At 75.8% G+C, this 15926-nt stretch carries 12 protein-coding genes; 8 read left to right on the top strand and 4 right to left on the bottom strand.

The annotated features are described in order from the left end of the window. Positions 1–115: 115 nt before the first annotated feature. Positions 116–1582, bottom strand: a complete 1467-nt coding sequence (locus ADL22_RS18655) for a PP2C family protein-serine/threonine phosphatase (protein ID WP_066980580.1) — start codon at positions 1580–1582, stop codon at positions 116–118. A gap of 313 nt (positions 1583–1895) precedes the next feature. On the opposite strand from ADL22_RS18655, the gene ADL22_RS18660 reads away from it, so the two are divergent. From ADL22_RS18660 to ADL22_RS18670, 3 genes are all read left to right on the top strand, one after another. Next, positions 1896–3320, top strand: coding sequence for a hypothetical protein (locus ADL22_RS18660; protein ID WP_066980583.1), 1425 nt, complete (start codon positions 1896–1898; stop codon positions 3318–3320). A 98-nt stretch (positions 3321–3418) separates the two neighbouring features. After that, positions 3419–4552 carry a glycosyltransferase family 4 protein gene (locus tag ADL22_RS18665; protein ID WP_066980585.1) on the top strand — a complete coding sequence of 378 codons (1134 nt, stop codon included), beginning with the start codon at positions 3419–3421 and terminating at the stop codon, positions 4550–4552. A gap of 58 nt (positions 4553–4610) precedes the next feature. Then, on the top strand, positions 4611–8237 hold the full coding sequence (locus ADL22_RS18670) for a hydantoinase B/oxoprolinase family protein (RefSeq protein ID WP_066980588.1): 3627 nt from the start codon (positions 4611–4613) through the stop codon (positions 8235–8237). A 41-nt stretch (positions 8238–8278) separates the two neighbouring features. On the opposite strand, the gene ADL22_RS18675 is transcribed toward ADL22_RS18670, so the two are convergent. Genes ADL22_RS18675 through ADL22_RS18685 form a run of 3 tightly spaced genes read right to left on the bottom strand, consistent with a single transcriptional unit; the run spans position 8279 to position 10655 of the window. Continuing rightward, a complete protein-coding gene (locus ADL22_RS18675) occupies positions 8279–9184 on the bottom strand; it encodes a biotin-dependent carboxyltransferase family protein (RefSeq protein WP_066980591.1) in 906 nt (301 codons plus the stop codon). Beyond that, positions 9181–9882 carry a 5-oxoprolinase subunit PxpB gene (gene pxpB / locus ADL22_RS18680; protein ID WP_199836332.1) on the bottom strand — a complete coding sequence of 234 codons (702 nt, stop codon included), beginning with the start codon at positions 9880–9882 and terminating at the stop codon, positions 9181–9183. Before pxpB ends, ADL22_RS18675 begins: the two co-directional genes overlap by 4 nt. After that, entirely contained in the window at positions 9879–10655 is a 777-nt protein-coding gene (locus ADL22_RS18685) for a LamB/YcsF family protein (protein WP_107116336.1), read from the bottom strand. The genes pxpB and ADL22_RS18685 overlap by 4 nt, the downstream gene beginning before the upstream one ends. Before the next feature lie 224 nt (positions 10656–10879). Here ADL22_RS18685 and ADL22_RS18690 point away from each other — a divergent pair, with 224 nt between their 5' ends. From ADL22_RS18690 to ADL22_RS18710, 5 genes are all read left to right on the top strand, one after another. Further along, positions 10880–11635: a GntR family transcriptional regulator gene (locus tag ADL22_RS18690; protein WP_066980594.1), complete on the top strand. Its 756-nt coding sequence runs from the start codon at positions 10880–10882 to the stop codon at positions 11633–11635. 164 nt (positions 11636–11799) lie between these two features. Next, complete coding sequence (locus tag ADL22_RS18695; RefSeq protein WP_066980597.1) at positions 11800–12516, top strand: DUF969 domain-containing protein; 717 nt, start codon at positions 11800–11802, stop codon at positions 12514–12516. Continuing rightward, positions 12513–13481: a DUF979 domain-containing protein gene (locus ADL22_RS18700; RefSeq protein ID WP_066980600.1), complete on the top strand. Its 969-nt coding sequence runs from the start codon at positions 12513–12515 to the stop codon at positions 13479–13481. The genes ADL22_RS18695 and ADL22_RS18700 overlap by 4 nt, the downstream gene beginning before the upstream one ends. Before the next feature lie 32 nt (positions 13482–13513). Beyond that, positions 13514–14212 carry a pyroglutamyl-peptidase I gene (pcp, locus tag ADL22_RS18705; protein ID WP_066980603.1) on the top strand — a complete coding sequence of 233 codons (699 nt, stop codon included), beginning with the start codon at positions 13514–13516 and terminating at the stop codon, positions 14210–14212. 144 nt (positions 14213–14356) lie between these two features. Beyond that, complete coding sequence (locus ADL22_RS18710) at positions 14357–15895, top strand: hypothetical protein (RefSeq protein ID WP_066980605.1); 1539 nt, start codon at positions 14357–14359, stop codon at positions 15893–15895. Positions 15896–15926 lie beyond the last annotated feature (31 nt).

The raw sequence follows: 15926 nt of genomic DNA on the forward strand, positions 1-15926 counted from the left end.
TCCGTACGGCGGACGCGCCGTCGGAGAAGCCCCGGCGCGCCCGGCGAACGAGCCTCCACCCACCCCTACTCCGCAACCGCCGACGCAACCCCCGACCGTCGCGCCGGGCCGGGCGTCAGTCGCCGACCCGGGCGATCAGGACGCAGGCGTCGTCCTCCCGCTCGGTGGCGCCGAACTCCTCCACCACGATCCGGACGCTCTCCTGCGCACTGCGGGCCGCGCCGAAGCGCGGCGCCAGCGCCAGCAGCCGCTCGGCACCCTCCTGGACGCCGTCCGGGCCGTGGGTGCGCCGCGGCACCAGGCCATCGGTGTGCAGCACCAGCAGATCGCCCGGCTGCAGCCGCTCGGTGCGCTGGCCGTAGCTCGCGCCCGTGGTGGCGCCGAGCAGGACGCCGTCCGGCGGATCCAGCGCGCGCCCCGTGCCGCCGCGGAAGAGCAGCGGTGCGGGGTGCCCGGCCTGGGCCCACTCCAGTACACCGGTCGCCGGGTCGAACTGGCAGCACACCGCGCTGCCCAGCGCCGGCTGGGTGGCGGTGTCCAGGAGTTGGTTGAGGAAGCCCATCAGCGGGCCCGGCCGGTGCCCGGCCACCGCCATCCCGCGCAGCGCCCCGAGCACCATCGCCATCCCGGACGTCGCGGCGACGCCGTGCCCGGTGAGGTCGCCGACCGTCAACAGCGTGCGCCCGTCGGGGAGTTGGAGGGCGTCGTACCAGTCGCCGCCGATCAGCGCGGAGGTGGCGGCGGGCAGATAGCGGCCGGCCAGATCCAGGGTGACCGGACCGCCCTCGGGGAAGCGCAGCGGACCGCGCCACGGCGGCAGTACGGCCTCCTGGAGCTCGACCGCGAGGCGGTGCTCGGTCTGCGCGATGTGGTGCTCGCGCCGCAGCGAGTCACCGGTCTCCCGGACCGCCATCTGGCTGCGGCGCAGCTCGCTGACGTCCCGCAGCACCGCCCACATGCAGGCCGTGCCGCCCTCGGCGTCGAGCACCGGTTCGCCGACCATGTGGACCGTGCGGATGCCGGTGTCGGCGCGCAGGATGCGGAACTCGCCGTCGATCGGCCGGCCGTCCACCAGGCAGTCGGTGACCATGACGGCCAGCTGCTCCTGGTCGTCGGGGTGGACCAGGGACGGCAGCTCGTCCAGCGTCAGCGGGCCGTCCGCCGGATCCCGGCCGACCATCGCGAACAGCTCGTCGGACCACGTCACCTCGTCGGTGAGGAGATTCCACTCGGCGCTGCCCACCCGGCGCAGCAGCGCGCCGCGCTCGGGCGCCGCGGGCTCGGGCGGGGCGGCGGGCCGGCCGGCGAACGGCGCCGGCTCGTCGGCGCCCGCGGCGGGCAGGCCCTCTCTGAGCTGGTCGAGATGGCCGCCGAGGTCGTCGAGGTGATGGACGGCGAGCTCGCACAGGGCGCGCTGCCAGCGCAGCTGCGGGTCGGCGGCGAGGTCTCCGGCCACCGAGGACTCTCTGCGCACCGCGTCGAGCCCACCGCGCAGGGTGCGGGCCTGCGAGATGAGTGCCTCGACCGCGTCACGCTCGGGCGTCCGATCGGCTGGGTGGTCCGCGAAGAGAGGGGGCGGCATGACGTACTCCGTGATCAGGCGGCGCCGGTTGGATAGGGGCCGGTTACGACTCTTGCACAGGCCGCGACGGTGCGTAAGGGATTTGGCATTACCCGATACGGTGGTTCGTCCGGCATATGCCAGCGGCCTTCCTGTGGCTCCCGGGCCCGAATCGGCGGAATGAGGGGTTCCACGCTAGGCTGCGGCCGCCGTACAGCTGTCCACCCCGCCGATCCATGGTGGGAACGACGCATAGGGCCCGCGGTCACCGGCAAGAATGCCGGTCGGCGGAAATCCCGTTGCCAGCCCGTCCCCCGCATCGGATGCTGACCTCATGTTCGATCCAGACATAGCGCCCAGTGGCACCCTGCTCGGCCTCCTCCAGCGAGGCCGCGGCGACGGGACCCTGCACGCCCTCGCGGCGCCGCGGGCCGAGGCGCTCGCGGCACTCAACACCAGCGTGCTGCGCGACCCCCGCCGGGACTGGCAGGTGGAGAACCGCTCGCTCTATTACGCGCGCCTCTACATGCAGCTCGACGGCGGCCTGGAGGAGATCGAACGCCACCTCTTCCACCCCGACGACCTCACCGACACCGGTGAGGAGCGCACCGGCCTCGCCCTCTCCGTCCTCGGCCACCTCGCCGCGTACGGCAGGGACGCCGCCCGCCTGCTGCTGCGCAGCTACGCCGCGGCCGGCGGCAACTGGCGCTGGGCCCTGGACGAGCTCGCGCTGCGGGACGACGACGCCGGCCTGATGAGCCTGGCGCCCGCCGTCCTGGCCCGCTTCCCCCGGACCCCGCGCGGCGAGGCCGAGCTGGCCGCCGCCGTCCGCGACGCCTTCGAGCCCCGGCCCTGGCGGCTGTGGGCCGAGGACCCCCGCTACGCCGCCCGGCTGGCCGCGGCCGGCGAGCAGGGCTCGTTCGACCGCTGGCAGCGCCAGCTCCGGCCGCGCGGGCCGCGCCCCGGCTGGAGCGTGGCGGAGGTGCTGGAGTGGGCCGAGCGGGAGAGCGAGGCGCGCCCCGGGGAGCACCGCTACCTCGCCGCCGCGCGCTGCCTGAGCGCCGTCGCCGGGCCCGAGGACCGCGCCGAGCTGCTGCGGGCCGGCCGCGGCGGACCGGACGCGGCGCGCGCCGCCGTCCTGCACCACCTCGCCGAACGCGGCGACCCCGCCGCGCTCGACCTCATCGAGGCCGCCGCCACCGACCCGCTCTCCTCCGAGGCCCTGACCGCCGCCGCGCTCGCCTCGTACGAGCGGATGCGCAGCGTGGCCGCCGTGGAGCGGGCCCGGATGTGGGCCGCGCGCGGTGACCGGCTGGGCGCCTCCGCCGCCGCGATGCTCGCCCGCCGCGGCGCCGCCCGCGACGCCGACCTGGTGCTGGCCGCGCTGCGCCGCACCGTCCGGGAGGAGGGGCCGGACGCCGCCGGGCTGTGGGCGCTGGCCGACGGCGCCGGGCGCCTGGGCATCGCCTGCGCCGCCCCCGTCCTCCGCCACATCTACCGCGAGACCGCCTCCTCGCAGCTGCGCGGCCGGGCCGCCGCCGCGCTGGCCGCCACCGACCCCGGCTTCGCGGCCGGCTTCGCCGTCGAGTGCCTGTGGGACTGCGAGGAGACCACCCGGGAACTGGCCGCCCGGCACGCCGCCACCGGTGACGACCGGGTCGTCGAGCAGCTCCGCCGGCTCGCCGCCGACCCGGCCGAGGAGGCCGAGGTGCAGACCGCGGTCCGCGCCCGCTTCCGGCCGGACGCCTCGGCGGCCTAGCTGCGGGACCGGCCGGGTGGGCGAACGCTCATGGGACGTTCGCCGGGCGGAAAGATCCCCGTGGTCCGGGCCTCGCACGGTGCGCCGACAACTGCGGTATGCGTGTCGCGCTTGTCACCGAATCCTTCCCGCCCGACGTGAACGGCGTCGCCCACTGCGCGCTTCAGACCGCCCGGCACCTCGTCCGGCGCGGCCACGAGCCGCTGGTCATCGCCCCGCTGGCGCACACCGGGCCGGCCGCCCCCGGCGCCGCGTACGACGGGCCCTGCCCGGTGGTGCGGGTGCCCTCGATGCCGCTGCCCGGCTACCCGCAGGTGCGGATCGCGCTCCCGGGGCGGCGGCTGTCCGCGGCGCTGGACGGGCACCGGCCCGATCTGGTGCACCTGGCGGGACCGTTCGTCCTCGGGGCGCGGGGGATGGCGGCCGCGGCCCGGCGCGGGGTTCCGGCGGTCGCGGTGTACCAGACCGATATGGCGCGGTACGCGCGGACGTATCTGGGGCGCGGCGGGGCGGCGGCCTGGCGGCGGATCCGGGCGGTGCACGCCGCCGCCGACCTCACCCTGGCCCCGTCCGGCGCGGCGCTGCTGGACCTGGCCGAGCACGGGGTGCCCCGGGTGCGGCTGTGGCCGCGCGGCGTCGACTCCGCGCGCTTCCACCCGGGGCGGCGGGACGCGGTGCTGCGCAGTTCGCTGCTGGCGGGGCGGGAGCTGCTGGTGGGGTACGTGGGGCGGCTGGCGCCGGAGAAGGACGTCCGGCTGCTCGCCGCGACCACCCGGCTGCCGGGCGTGCGCACGGTGGTCATCGGGGACGGGCCCAGCGCCGCCGCCCTGCGGGCGCAGCTGCCGGAGGCGCGGTTCCTGGGTCGCCGCACCGGCGACGAACTGGCCCGGCTGTACGCCTCGTTGGACGTCTTCGTGCACACCGGGCCGTACGAGACCTTCTGCCAGACCGTGCAGGAGGCGATGGCGTCCGGGGTCCCGGTGGTGGCGCCGGCCGCCGGCGGGCCGCTGGACCTCGTCGACCACGGGCGGACCGGGCTGCTGGTGCCGCCCGGCGACGGGGACGCCCTCCGGGACGCGGTGCGGGTCCTGGCCGGCGGCGCGGAGCTGCGGGCGCGGTACGGCGCGGCCGGCCGGCGGGCGGTCGCGGCCCGCACCTGGGAGGCGGTCGGCGACGAGCTGCTGGGCCACTACGCGGACGTGCTGGCCGACCGCGCCGCACTGGCCGCCTGACCGCCCGCCCGGCCCGCGCCCCCCGGTGTGAAGCGGGCCGCGCTGCGACAATGGCGGGGTGACCGGACGCTGGGAGTTCTGGATCGACCGCGGGGGCACGTTCACCGATGTCGTCGGCAGGCGGCCGGACGGGCGGCTGGTCACCGGCAAGCTGCTCTCGCACCGCCCCGAGCGCTATCGGGACGCCGCGGTCGCCGGGATCCGGATGATGCTGGGGCTCGGCCCGGACGACCCGGTGCCGGCCGAGCGGATCGCGGTCGTCCGGATGGGTACCACCGTCGCCACCAACGCCCTCCTGGAGCGCACCGGCGAACGCACCGTGCTGCTGATCACCGAGGGCTTCCGGGACGCGCTGCGGATCGCGTACCAGAACCGCCCGCGGATCTTCGACCGGCGGATCGTGCTGCCCGAGCCGCTGTACGAGCGGGTGATCGAGGTGCCCGAACGGGTCGGCGCGCACGGCGACCCGGTCCGGCCGCTGGACGAGGACCGGGTCCGCCGGGAGCTCGTACGGGCCCGCGCGGACGGGCTGCGCGCCGCCGCCGTGGTGCTGCTGCACGGCTACCGCCACCCCGCGCACGAGCAGCGGGTCGCCGCCCTCGCCCGGGAGGCCGGCTTCCCGCAGGTCAGCTGCTCGCACGAGGTCAGCCCGCTGATGAAGCTGGTCTCCCGCGGCGACACCACCGTCGTCGACGCCTACCTCTCGCCGATCCTCGGCCGGTACGTCGCGGAGGTGGCCGCCCAACTCCCGGGCGTCCGGCTGCTGTTCATGCAGTCCAGCGGCGGGCTGCGGGAGGCCGCGCACTTCCGCGGCAAGGACGCGGTGCTCTCCGGACCGGCCGGCGGAGTGGTCGGGATGGCGCGGACGGCCGCGGAGGCCGCGGACGGCGGCGCGGGCCCGGACGGCGGCTTCGACCGGGTCATCGGCTTCGACATGGGCGGCACCTCCACCGATGTCTCGCACTACGCCGGGGAGTTCGAGCGGATCTCGGCCAGCGAGGTCGCCGGGGTGCGGATGCGGGCGCCGATGATGGACATCCACACCGTCGCGGCCGGCGGCGGGTCGGTCCTGCACTTCGACGGCCGCCGGTACCGCGTCGGCCCGGACTCGGCCGGCGCCGACCCCGGCCCGGCCTGCTACCGCCGCGGCGGCCCGCTCACCGTCACCGACGCCAACGTCATGCTCGGCCGCGTCCAGCCAGGCCACTTCCCGCGCGTCTTCGGGCCGGCCGGCGACCAGCCGCTGGACGCGGCGGCGGTCCGCGAGGGGTTCGCGGAACTGGCCGCCCGGGCCGCCGCCGAGGCCGGCGACGACCGCGGCCCCGAGGAGGTCGCGGCCGGCTTCCTGGACATCGCGGTGCTCAACATGGCCAACGCGGTCAAGAAGATCTCCGTCCAGCGCGGCCGGGACATCACCCGCTACGCCCTGGTCAGCTTCGGCGGCGCGGGCGGCCAGCACGCCTGCGCGGTCGCCGACGCCCTGGGCGTGGGCACGGTCCTGGTGCCGCCGCTGGCCGGGGTGCTCTCCGCGTACGGCATCGGCGTCGCCGACGCCACCGCGATACGCGAACAGGCCGTCGAGGAGCCGCTGGGGGAGGACGGCGCGGCCGGCCGGGTCCGGCGGGTGTGCGACACGCTGGCCCGGCGGACCCGGCGGGAACTCCTCGCCGACGGCGTGCCGGAGGAGTCCCTGACCACCCGCGCCCGGGTCCTGGTCCGCTACGCCGGCACCGACTCCGCCCTCGGCGTCCCGCTCGGCGCGGCCGCCGCCATGGCCGGGGACTTCGCCCGCGCGCACCGCGAGCGCTACGGCTTCACCATGGACAAGCCGCTGGTCGCCGAGGCGGTGTCGGTGGAGTCCCGCGGCCCGGCCGGCGGCGCCGCCGGATACCGGCACCAATTCCCGCCCAGGGAGGGGGAGTTGGCGGTGGTGGAGACCGTCCGGATGTACACCGGCGGACGCTGGACGGACACCGGGCTGTACCGCCGCGCCGACCTGCGGCCCGGCGACACCCTCACCGGCCCGGCGATCATCGCCGAGGACGACGCCACCACCGTCCTCGACCCCGGCTGGCGGGCCGCCGTCGGCGAGCGCGGCCATCTGCTGCTCACCCGTGCCCGGCCGCGCCCGGCCCGTACCGCCGTCGGCACGGCGGCGGACCCGGTGCTGCTGGAGGTCTTCAACAGCCTCTTCATGGCGATCGCCGAGCAGATGGGCGTGCGGCTGGAGAACACCGCGCACTCGGTCAACATCAAGGAGCGGCTGGACTTCTCCTGCGCCCTCTTCGACGCCGCCGGCAACCTCGTCGCCAACGCCCCGCACATCCCCGTGCACCTGGGGTCGATGGGGGAGTCCATCAAGGAGGTGCTGCGGCGGCGCGGCGCCGACCTGCGGCCCGGCGATGTGTACGCGGTCAACGACCCGTACCACGGCGGGACGCATCTGCCGGACGTCACCGTCGTCACCCCGGTCTTCGACCAGGGCGGCAGCGAGCTGCTGTTCCTGGTGGCCTCGCGCGGCCACCACGCCGAGATCGGCGGCATCAGCCCCGGCTCGATGCCCGCGTTCAGCCGCACCATCGAGGAGGAGGGCGTCCGCTTCGACAACTGGCTGCTGGTCCGCGACGGCCGGCTGCGAGAAGCCGAGACCCGCGCCCTGCTCACCTCCGGCCCGTACCCCTCCCGCGCCCCGGACGCCAACCTCGCCGATCTGCGCGCCCAGATCGCCGCCAACGAGAAGGGCATCCGCGAACTGCGGCGGATGACCGGGGAGTTCGGGCTCGACGTCGTCCGCGCCTATATGCGGCACGTCCAGGACAACGCCGAGGAGTCGGTGCGCCGCATCCTGCCCGGGCTGCCGGACGGGCGGTACGACTACGAGACCGACAGCGGCGCGCGGATCCGGGTCGCGCTGACCGTGGACCGCGCCGCCCGCCGCGCCGTCCTGGACTTCGCCGGCACCTCCCCGCAGCAACCCGGCAACACCAACGCGCCCAGCTCGGTGGTGATGGCGGCGGTGCTGTACGTCCTGCGTACGCTGGTCGCCGACGACATCCCGCTCAACAGCGGCTGCCTCAAGCCCGTCGAGGTGCGCATCCCGCCGGGCTCGATGCTGGCGCCCGTCCCCCCGGCCGCGACCGTCGCGGGCAACGTCGAGACCTCCCAGGCCGTCACCGGCGCGCTCTACGCCGCGATGGGCGTCCAGGCCGAGGGCTCCGGCACGATGAACAACCTCACCTTCGGCAACGACCGGGTGCAGTACTACGAGACCGTCGCCAGCGGGTCGGGCGCCGGCGAGGGCTTCGACGGCGCGGACGCCGTCCAGACCCATATGACCAACTCCCGGCTCACCGACCCGGAGGTGCTGGAGTGGCGCTATCCGGTGCGGGTGGACGGCTTCGCGCTGCGCGAGGGCAGCGGCGGCACCGGCCGCTGGCGCGGCGGCCGGGGCGCGGAGCGGCGGCTGCGCTTCCTGGAGCCGATGACCCTCGCCCTGCTCTCCGGCCACCGCCGGGTCCCGCCCTACGGGATGGCGGGCGGCGGTCCGGGCGCGCTGGGCGCCAACTTCCTTCTCCGGGCGGACGGTTCGCGGGAGGAGCTGCGCGGCTGCGACACCGCGGAGGCCGGGCCGGACGACGTCCTGGTGATCCGGACGCCCGGGGGCGGGGGCTACGGGACGCCGTGACAGGCGCCCGGCCGGGGGTGCCGCGGGGCCCGGCCGGACCGTTACCGCATCCGGACGAACCGCACCGGTGTCCCCGGGACCGCCTGGGCCGCCGCGGCCAGATAGCGCTCGGGGACGACCCCGGCCACCGGGTAGCCGCCGGTGGTCGGGTGGTCGTGGAGGAAGAGCACCGGCAGGCCGTTCGGGGGTACCTGGAGGGCACCCAACGGCATGCCCTCGCTGGGGAGTTCGCCGTCCCGGGCGCGCTCCAGGGGCGGTCCCTCGGTGCGCAGCCCGATCCGGTTGGCGGCCGGGGAGACCCGGAACACGGCGGTGGCCAGGGTGCGCAGCCCGGCGGCGGTGAACCAGTCGTCGCGCGGGCCGGGCCGGAACGGCAGCACCAGCTCGGCCGCGAACCCGGCGTGCGGCACCGCGTCGGCCGCCGCCGGCGGCCCGTACGGGCGCCCCAGCGGGAGCACCGCGCCGTCCGCGAGCGGGTCCGGGCCGAGGCCGGAGAGCAGGTCGGTGGCGCGGCTGCCGAGCACCGGCTCGGCGTCGATCCCGCCGGCGACGGCCACGTAGGAGCGCAGTCCGTGGGTGGCCGGGCCGACGTCCAGGACGGCGCCGGCCGGGACGCGGACCGGCGCGCCCCAGGGGGCCGGGCGGCCGTCGACGGCCACCGGGCAGGCGGCGCCGGTGACCGCGGCCGTGGCGGCGGTGCGCAGCCGGACGGCGCAGCCGGTGAGGGTGGTCTCCAGGGTGGCGGCCGGGGCGGGGTTGCCCACCAGGCGGTTGGCGAGCCGGTGCGCGGGCTCGTCCAGCGCGCCGGAGCGCGGTACGCCCAGGTGCGCGTGGCCGGGCCGGCCGAGGTCCTGGACGGTGGTCAGCACACCGGCGCGGACCACCACGAGGGCGCGGTCGGCCGGCGCGTGGTCTCCTCCGTCGCGCGGCCGGGCACGGTCGGTCATCGGGTGGTCTCCTCGGCGGCGCGGCCGGTGCGCGGGGCCGGTACGGGGGCGGTGACGGGCACGAAGCGGACGGGGGTGCCGGGGGCGAGGAGCGCGGCCGGTTCGCGCCGCGGGTCCCACAGGACCGCGTCGGTGCGGCCGATCAGCTGCCAGCCGCCGGGGGAGGAGCGCGGATAGACCCCGGTGTACGGGCCGGCCAGGCCGACCGAGCCCACCGGGACGCGGGTGCGCGGGGTCGCCCGGCGCGGTACGTGCAGCCGCACCGGAAGCCCGGTCAGATAGCCGAAGCCGGGCGCGAACCCGCAGAACGCGACCCGGAACGCCGTACCGGAGTGCAGCCGGACCACGTCCTCCGGGGTGACGCCCCACAGCGCGGCGACGTCGGCGAGGTCGGGGCCGTCGTAGCGCACCGGGATCTCGACGGGCGGCCGGTCGCCGGCGGCCGGCGGCGGTACGCGCCAGCCGGGCAGCTGTGCGGCGAGCGCGCCCGGATCGGCCAGCCCGTCGAGGAAGACCGTCCGGGCGGCCGGCACGATCTCCCGGACCCCGGGCAGGGTGCCGTCGGCGGCGCGGCGCAGCAGCTCGGCGTGGAGCGCCTCGGCGTCCCCGGCGCGGTCCAGCTCGATCAGCAGGCCGTGCTCGCCGACCGGCAGCGCCCGCAGGGGCAGCGGCCGGGCCGGCTCCGACCCGGACGTCATACGAAGCTCCGTACGCGGACGCCCGCCGCGGCCAGTTCGGACCGCACCCGGCGGGCCAGTTCGGCGGCGCCGGGGGTGTCGCCGTGCAGGCACAGGGAGCGCGCGGCGACCGCGATCCGGGTGCCGTCGCGGGAGGTGACCGCGCCGTCCCGGGCCAGCCCCACGGCCCGCTTGACCACCGCGTCCGGGTCGTGCACGACCGCGCCGGCCTCGCGGCGCGGGACGAGGGTGCCCTCGGCGGTGTAGGCGCGGTCGGCGAACGCCTCGCCGACGACCGGGAGTCCGGCCTCGGTGGCGGCGGCGTGCAACTGGGAGCCGGGCAGCCCGAGGACCGTGAGGCTCCCGCCCGCCGCGCGGATCCCGGCGGCCACCGCGGCGGCCTGCTCCGCGTCGTGCACACAGCGGTTGTAGAGCGCGCCGTGCGGTTTGACGTAGCCGACCCGGGCGCCGGCGGCCCGCGCGAAGACCTCCAGGGCGCCGATCTGGTAGGTGATCTCGTCGGCCAGCTCCCCGGGCGGGACGTCCATCGCGCGGCGGCCGAAGCCGGCCAGGTCGCGGTAGGAGACCTGGGCGCCGATCACCACCCCGCGCGCGGCGGCCAGTTCGCAGACCCGGCGCATGGTGGACGGGTCGCCGGCGTGGAAGCCGCAGGCGACGTTGGCGCTGGTGACGACGGAGAGCAGGGCCTCGTCGTCGGTGAGGTGCCAGCGGCCGAAGCCTTCCCCGAGGTCGGCGTTGAGGTCGATGACGGGCGGGGCGGCCGGTGCGGTCATGGACATCCCTTCCGGGTGCGCGGGGGAGGGGGGCCGGTGCCCGGCGGTGCGGGCGGGCGGCGTGCGGCCGGCCGGTGCCGGCCACCGGAGCGCAACGTACAGATTGTTGAACGATCCCACAAGAGGTGTGTTGTCCTGTCCCGCCATCTGGGATTGACTTCGCTGGCACAAGCAGCCGGACGGGCCCGCCCTGGCCCGTCCCTACGGAACGGAGCGCACCGCGCATGGCCGGCGGAGTGACCAAGAACGACGTGCGGCGCCTCGCCGAGGTCGCCGGACTGGAACGGGACCGCGCCCTGCTCGACCGCGCCGGCACCGCCGAGCGGGTCGCCGACATCCTGCGCGACCGGATCACCGAGGGCTACTTCCCGCCCGGCGCGCGGCTGTCGGAGCAGAGCATCGGCGGCGCGCTGGGCGTCTCCCGCAACACCCTGCGCGAGTCGTTCCGGCTGCTCACCCACGAGCGGCTGCTGGAGCACCGGCTCAACCGCGGGGTGTTCGTCCGGGTGGTGACGGTCGAGGACCTCGATGACATCTTCCGGGTGCGGACGCTGGTGGAGTGCGCGGCGGTGCGCGGGCTGGGCCAGGGGCCGTACGGCCCGGCGGCGGCCGCGGCGGTGCGGGCGATCGAGGCGGCGGTGCGGGCCGGTGAGGCGGCCGCCGCGGACCGCGCCTGGGACGAGCTGTCGACCGCCAACCTCCGCTTCCACCAGGCCGTCGTCGCGCTGGCCGGCAGCCCGCGCACCGACGAGCTGATGCGCGGGGTGCTGGCCGAACTCCGCCTGGTCTTCCACGTGATGGACGATCCGCAGCGCTTCCACTCGCCCTACCTCGTCCGCAACCGGCAGATCGCGGAGACGCTGCTGGCCGGCGACGCGGCCACCGCCGAGCGGCTGCTCCGGGCCTATCTGGAGGACTCGCGCGGCCAGCTGTCCGCCGCCTACGCCCAGCGCATCGCCGAGGGCGTCGCGGAGCGCTAGGGCCGATCGGCCCCTATTTCCCCGACCTCAACCCCTTGTCGGATCGTTCAACAATCACATAGCCTCCGCAGCAATCTCTTGTCGCTCCCCCGGTACCGCGGCCCAGGTGACCCGTGGCCCGCCCGTATCCGCGGGGGAACCCGTACGCGGAAGGCGGTCGATCCATGATCGTGCTCCTTGGCGTGCTCGTGGTCGTCCTCGGTTTCGCCACGAAACGCAACCCCCTGCTGGTCGTCGCGGTGGCCGGCATCACCACCGGCCTCCTCGGCGGACTCTCCCCGGTCAAGGTGCTGGCCGCATTCGGCGAGGGCTTCGCCGGCAGCCGGGGCGTGACCATCTTCGCCATCACCCTCCCGGTCATCGGCCTGCTGGAGCGCTACGGCCTCCAGGAGCGGGCCCGCGCCCTGATCGCGCGGTTCGGCAAGCTCACCGCCGGCCGCTTCCTCGCGCTCTACCTGGGCCTGCGGCAGATCGGCGCGGCGGTCGGGCTGACCAATGTCTTCGGGCACGCGCAGACCGTCCGCCCGCTCGCCGTCCCGATGGCGGAGGGCGCCGCCGAGCGCCGCCACGGGCCCCTCCCGGACCGGGTCCGCGAGCGGATCCGCTCGTTCGCGGCCGGCGCGGACAACGTCGGCGTCTTCTTCGGCGAGGACGTCTTCCTCGCCGTCGGCTCGATCCTGCTGATCACCGGCTTCGTCAACACCACCTACGGCACCCACCTCGAACCGCTGCACCTGGCGCTGTGGTCGATCCCCACCGCGGTGTGCGCCTTCGTCGTCCACGGCTGGCGGCTGCTGCGCCTGGACCGCTACCTGGAGCGCGAACTGCGCGCCGCCGGCGCCGCGTCCCCGTCCACGACCACCGCGGAGGCGGCCCGATGATCAAAGCCGAGTGGTTCTACTGGCTCGTCGGCTTCAGCTTCCTGGTGATGGCCGCGCAGATGGTCACCGACCGCGGCAACCCCAAGCGCTTCGGCACGGGCGCCTTCTGGGGCCTGATCGGCGCCGGCTTCATCTACAGCAGCTGGGTCGTCACCAAGCGCGCGCCGGCCGAACCGCTGGGCGCCGCCGTGCTGATCCTGGCCGTACTGGCCGGTTTCGGCTTCACCGGGCGCGGCACCCCGCGCACCACCACCCCCGAGGAGCGCGCCGAAAGCGCCGCCCGCCTGGGCAACCGGCTGTTCGTCCCGGCGCTGACCATCCCGGCCGTCGCCATGGTCTGCGCGCTGGGCGTCAAGCACCTCTCCTTCGGGGGCCGTCCGGTCCTCCAGGAAGGCAGCGAGACCATCCTCGGCCTCGGTATCGGGGCGGTGGTGGCGCTGGCCGTCGCCATGGTGCTGCTGCGCGAGAAGCGGATCTCGGTGCCGGTGCAGTCCGGCCGCACCATGCTGGAGGCGATGGGCTGGGCGATGCTGCTGCCGCAGATGCTGGCCACCCTCGGCACCATCTTCCAGGTCTCCGGCGTCGGCGGACAGGTCGGCAAGCTCACCACCGCCCTGCTGCCCAAGGACTCCCTCTACGTCGCGGTGGCCGTCTACTGCCTGGGCATGTTCGCCTTCACCCTCGTCATGGGCAACGCCTTCGCCGCCTTCCCGGTGATGACCGCGGCGGTCGGCTGGCCCGTCCTGATCGGCCACTTCCACGGCAACCCCGCCGCCGTGCTCGCCCTCGGCATGCTGGCCGGCTTCTGCGGCACCCTCGTGACCCCGATGGCCGCCAACTTCAACATCGTCCCGGCGGCGCTGCTGGAACTGAAGGACCAGTACGGGCCCATCAAGGCGCAGCTGCCCACGGCCGGGATACTGCTCGGCTGCAACATCGTGCTCATGGCCCTGTTCGCCTTCTGAGTCCCCTAGCCCTTCTCACCGAGGGAGACCGGATGACCTCCACCACGACACCCGCCCCGCCGGCCGCGCCCGCGCCGGCCCGCCCCGCCACCCGGGTCCTGCTCACCGGCTTCGAGCCCTTCGAGGGCGAGCGCGTCAACCCGTCCTGGGACGCGGTGCGCGCCGCGGCGGCCGAGCCGCTCGACGGGCTGGAGCTGCACGCCGCCGAACTGCCCTGCGTGTTCGGCGGCGCGCTGACCGCCCTGCGGACCGCCATCGACCGGACGAACCCCGACATCGTGGTGTGTGTCGGGCAGGCCGGCGGCCGCCCGGACATCACCGTCGAGCGGATCGCCGTCAACGTCGACGACGCCCGCGTCCCCGACAACGCCGGCGCCGAACCGATCGACGAGCCGGTCGTCCCGGGCGGCCCCGCCGCCTACTTCTCCACCCTCCCCATCAAGGCGTGCGTGGCCGCCGTCCGCGCCGCCGGGCTGCCCGCCTCGGTCTCCAACACCGCCGGCACCTTCGTCTGCAACCACGTCTTCTACGGGCTCGCGCACCTGATCGCCACCGAACTCCCGCACCTGCGCGGCGGGTTCGTGCACATCCCGTACGCCCCCGAGCAGGTCACCGCGCGCGCCCTGCCCTCCCTCCCGGTCGGCGCCGCCGCCACCGCGCTGCGGACCATCGCCGCCACCGCCGCCCGCACCCGCACCGACCTGCGGATCGCCGAGGGGGCCACGCACTGACCCGCCGGACCGGCCGGTAAAATGATCAGCCGGCCGGGCCGCGGGTCCGGCCACCGGCCCGTCAAGGGATCCGGTCGCGGTCCACCCATGGCGGGATCCGCGCCGTTTCGTCCGTTGTCAGTGCCAGCGCCTACTCTGTGCGACGTGACTTTTTCCGCCCACGGGGCCGCCGCGCCCCAGCTCAACGGCCAGGCCCGGCCCGCGCCGGGCCCCGCCGCCGACGAAGGACTGGCCCGCCGGCTGCGCGCGCTGGCGTGCACAGCGCCGCTGCACGACCTCGACGCGCGCAAGGCCAACCTCGCGGGCGAGTACGGCGTCTACGCCATGGCGGAGGTGGCCCTCGCGGTCATCGACCTGGTCACCCTCAACATGGACTTCGACACCGGCGCCGACCACGAGGAGATAGTCGCCAAGGTCCTCCCCCGGGTCGCCGCCCAGGCCCCGGACCGCCCCACCGCCGAGCACGAGCGGGTCGCCCGCTGGGTGCTGGAGAATCTGATCAACGTCGGCAGCGTCGACCGCGGCTTCCGCGCCGTCTACGGCACCTTCGACACCGAAGGGCGCTACGTCCGCCGCGACTACGACTTCAAGCTCATCGAAGAGGTCCCCGGCGCCGGCGGCGAGGTCTACCTCCGCGCCACCGACGAAGCGGTCAACGTCCTCGTCGGCGCCCTCGACACCGACGTCACCAGCGCCCAGATCGCCGCCGAGGTCAAGCTGGAGGTGCTGATCAGCCGCGGCCGCCTGGCCGACGCCCAGCTCGCCGCCGAGCAGGCCCGCTACCGCACCGTCCAGTACGCCGAGACCCTCCGCAAGACCCTGGAGGCCACCCGGCGCAACGTCCGCTCCGTCGACTGGCTGCGCACCGTCCCCGACATGATCAACGAGGCGCTGGACCACGTCGCCGACCGCTACCGCCACGAGAACGCCATCCTCACCAACATCCGCAAGGCCCGCGACGAGGCCGAAGCGGTGGACGAGCGCACCGGCGAGCACAAGCGCCGCGCCGCCGAGCTGGTGGACATCGTCAAGGACTGCATCCGCCGCCACACCCAGCTCCAGTCCAGGCTCCTGGAGGCCGGCCCGCTCTTCCGCGCCGAACAGGACCGCCAGGCGTTCGCCACCCCCGCCGCCCGCACCGGCCTGGACCTCTACGGCCAGCTCGTCGCCCCCCTCCTGCCGCTCCCCGTCGAGCAGGCCACCCGCGTCACCGACGCCTTCTTCGCCCGTGGCACCGGACTGCGCACCCCCGCCGCCGTCCGCGTCGGCGACCTCGTCGAGATGCTGCTCACCCCGCCCGCCGAGCGCGAGCACCTGGGCGCCGAGATGCCCGAACCGGACCTCGTCGCCACCCCCGACGACAGCCGCTTCAGCGAGGCCCAGCTCGACGCCGCGATGGCGCTGCTCGACCTCCCGCCGGACGCGCCCCGCCGGCTCTCCGGCCTGCTCGCCGAGGCCCGCCGCACCGACCCCGAACTCCCGTACTTGGTCGCCCTGCTGGCCGTGCACGCCGCCAGCCCCCCGGTCGGCACGGCCTACCGCCAGGGCGAGCAGCGGCTGCTCTTCGCCGTCGACGACGGCACGGAGCTGGCCGACCCGGAGTTCGGCGGCGCCGACCTCATCGTCGGCACCGCCCTGCTGGACGCGGCCGGGATGGCCGCCGACCGCTCGGAGGCGGCCTGATGCCCGGCCCGCACCACCGCCCCCCGATAGC

The organism is Streptomyces sp. NRRL F-4489 (assembly GCF_001509485.1).
Classification (GTDB): domain Bacteria; phylum Actinomycetota; class Actinomycetes; order Streptomycetales; family Streptomycetaceae; genus Streptomyces.

Excerpts from the sequence above, each read along its gene's own strand:
- ADL22_RS18655 (WP_066980580.1), bottom strand. The coding sequence starts at position 1,582 with ATGCCGCCCCCTCTCTTCGCGGACCACCCAGCCGATCGGACGCCCGAG.
- ADL22_RS18660 (WP_066980583.1), top strand. The coding sequence starts at position 1,896 with ATGTTCGATCCAGACATAGCGCCCAGTGGCACCCTGCTCGGCCTCCTC.
- ADL22_RS18665 (WP_066980585.1), top strand. The coding sequence starts at position 3,419 with ATGCGTGTCGCGCTTGTCACCGAATCCTTCCCGCCCGACGTGAACGGC.
- ADL22_RS18675 (WP_066980591.1), bottom strand. The coding sequence starts at position 9,184 with ATGACCGACCGTGCCCGGCCGCGCGACGGAGGAGACCACGCGCCGGCC.
- pxpB (WP_199836332.1), bottom strand. The coding sequence starts at position 9,882 with ATGACGTCCGGGTCGGAGCCGGCCCGGCCGCTGCCCCTGCGGGCGCTG.
- ADL22_RS18685 (WP_107116336.1), bottom strand. The coding sequence starts at position 10,655 with ATGACCGCACCGGCCGCCCCGCCCGTCATCGACCTCAACGCCGACCTC.
- ADL22_RS18690 (WP_066980594.1), top strand. The coding sequence starts at position 10,880 with ATGGCCGGCGGAGTGACCAAGAACGACGTGCGGCGCCTCGCCGAGGTC.
- ADL22_RS18695 (WP_066980597.1), top strand. The coding sequence starts at position 11,800 with ATGATCGTGCTCCTTGGCGTGCTCGTGGTCGTCCTCGGTTTCGCCACG.
- ADL22_RS18700 (WP_066980600.1), top strand. The coding sequence starts at position 12,513 with ATGATCAAAGCCGAGTGGTTCTACTGGCTCGTCGGCTTCAGCTTCCTG.
- pcp (WP_066980603.1), top strand. The coding sequence starts at position 13,514 with ATGACCTCCACCACGACACCCGCCCCGCCGGCCGCGCCCGCGCCGGCC.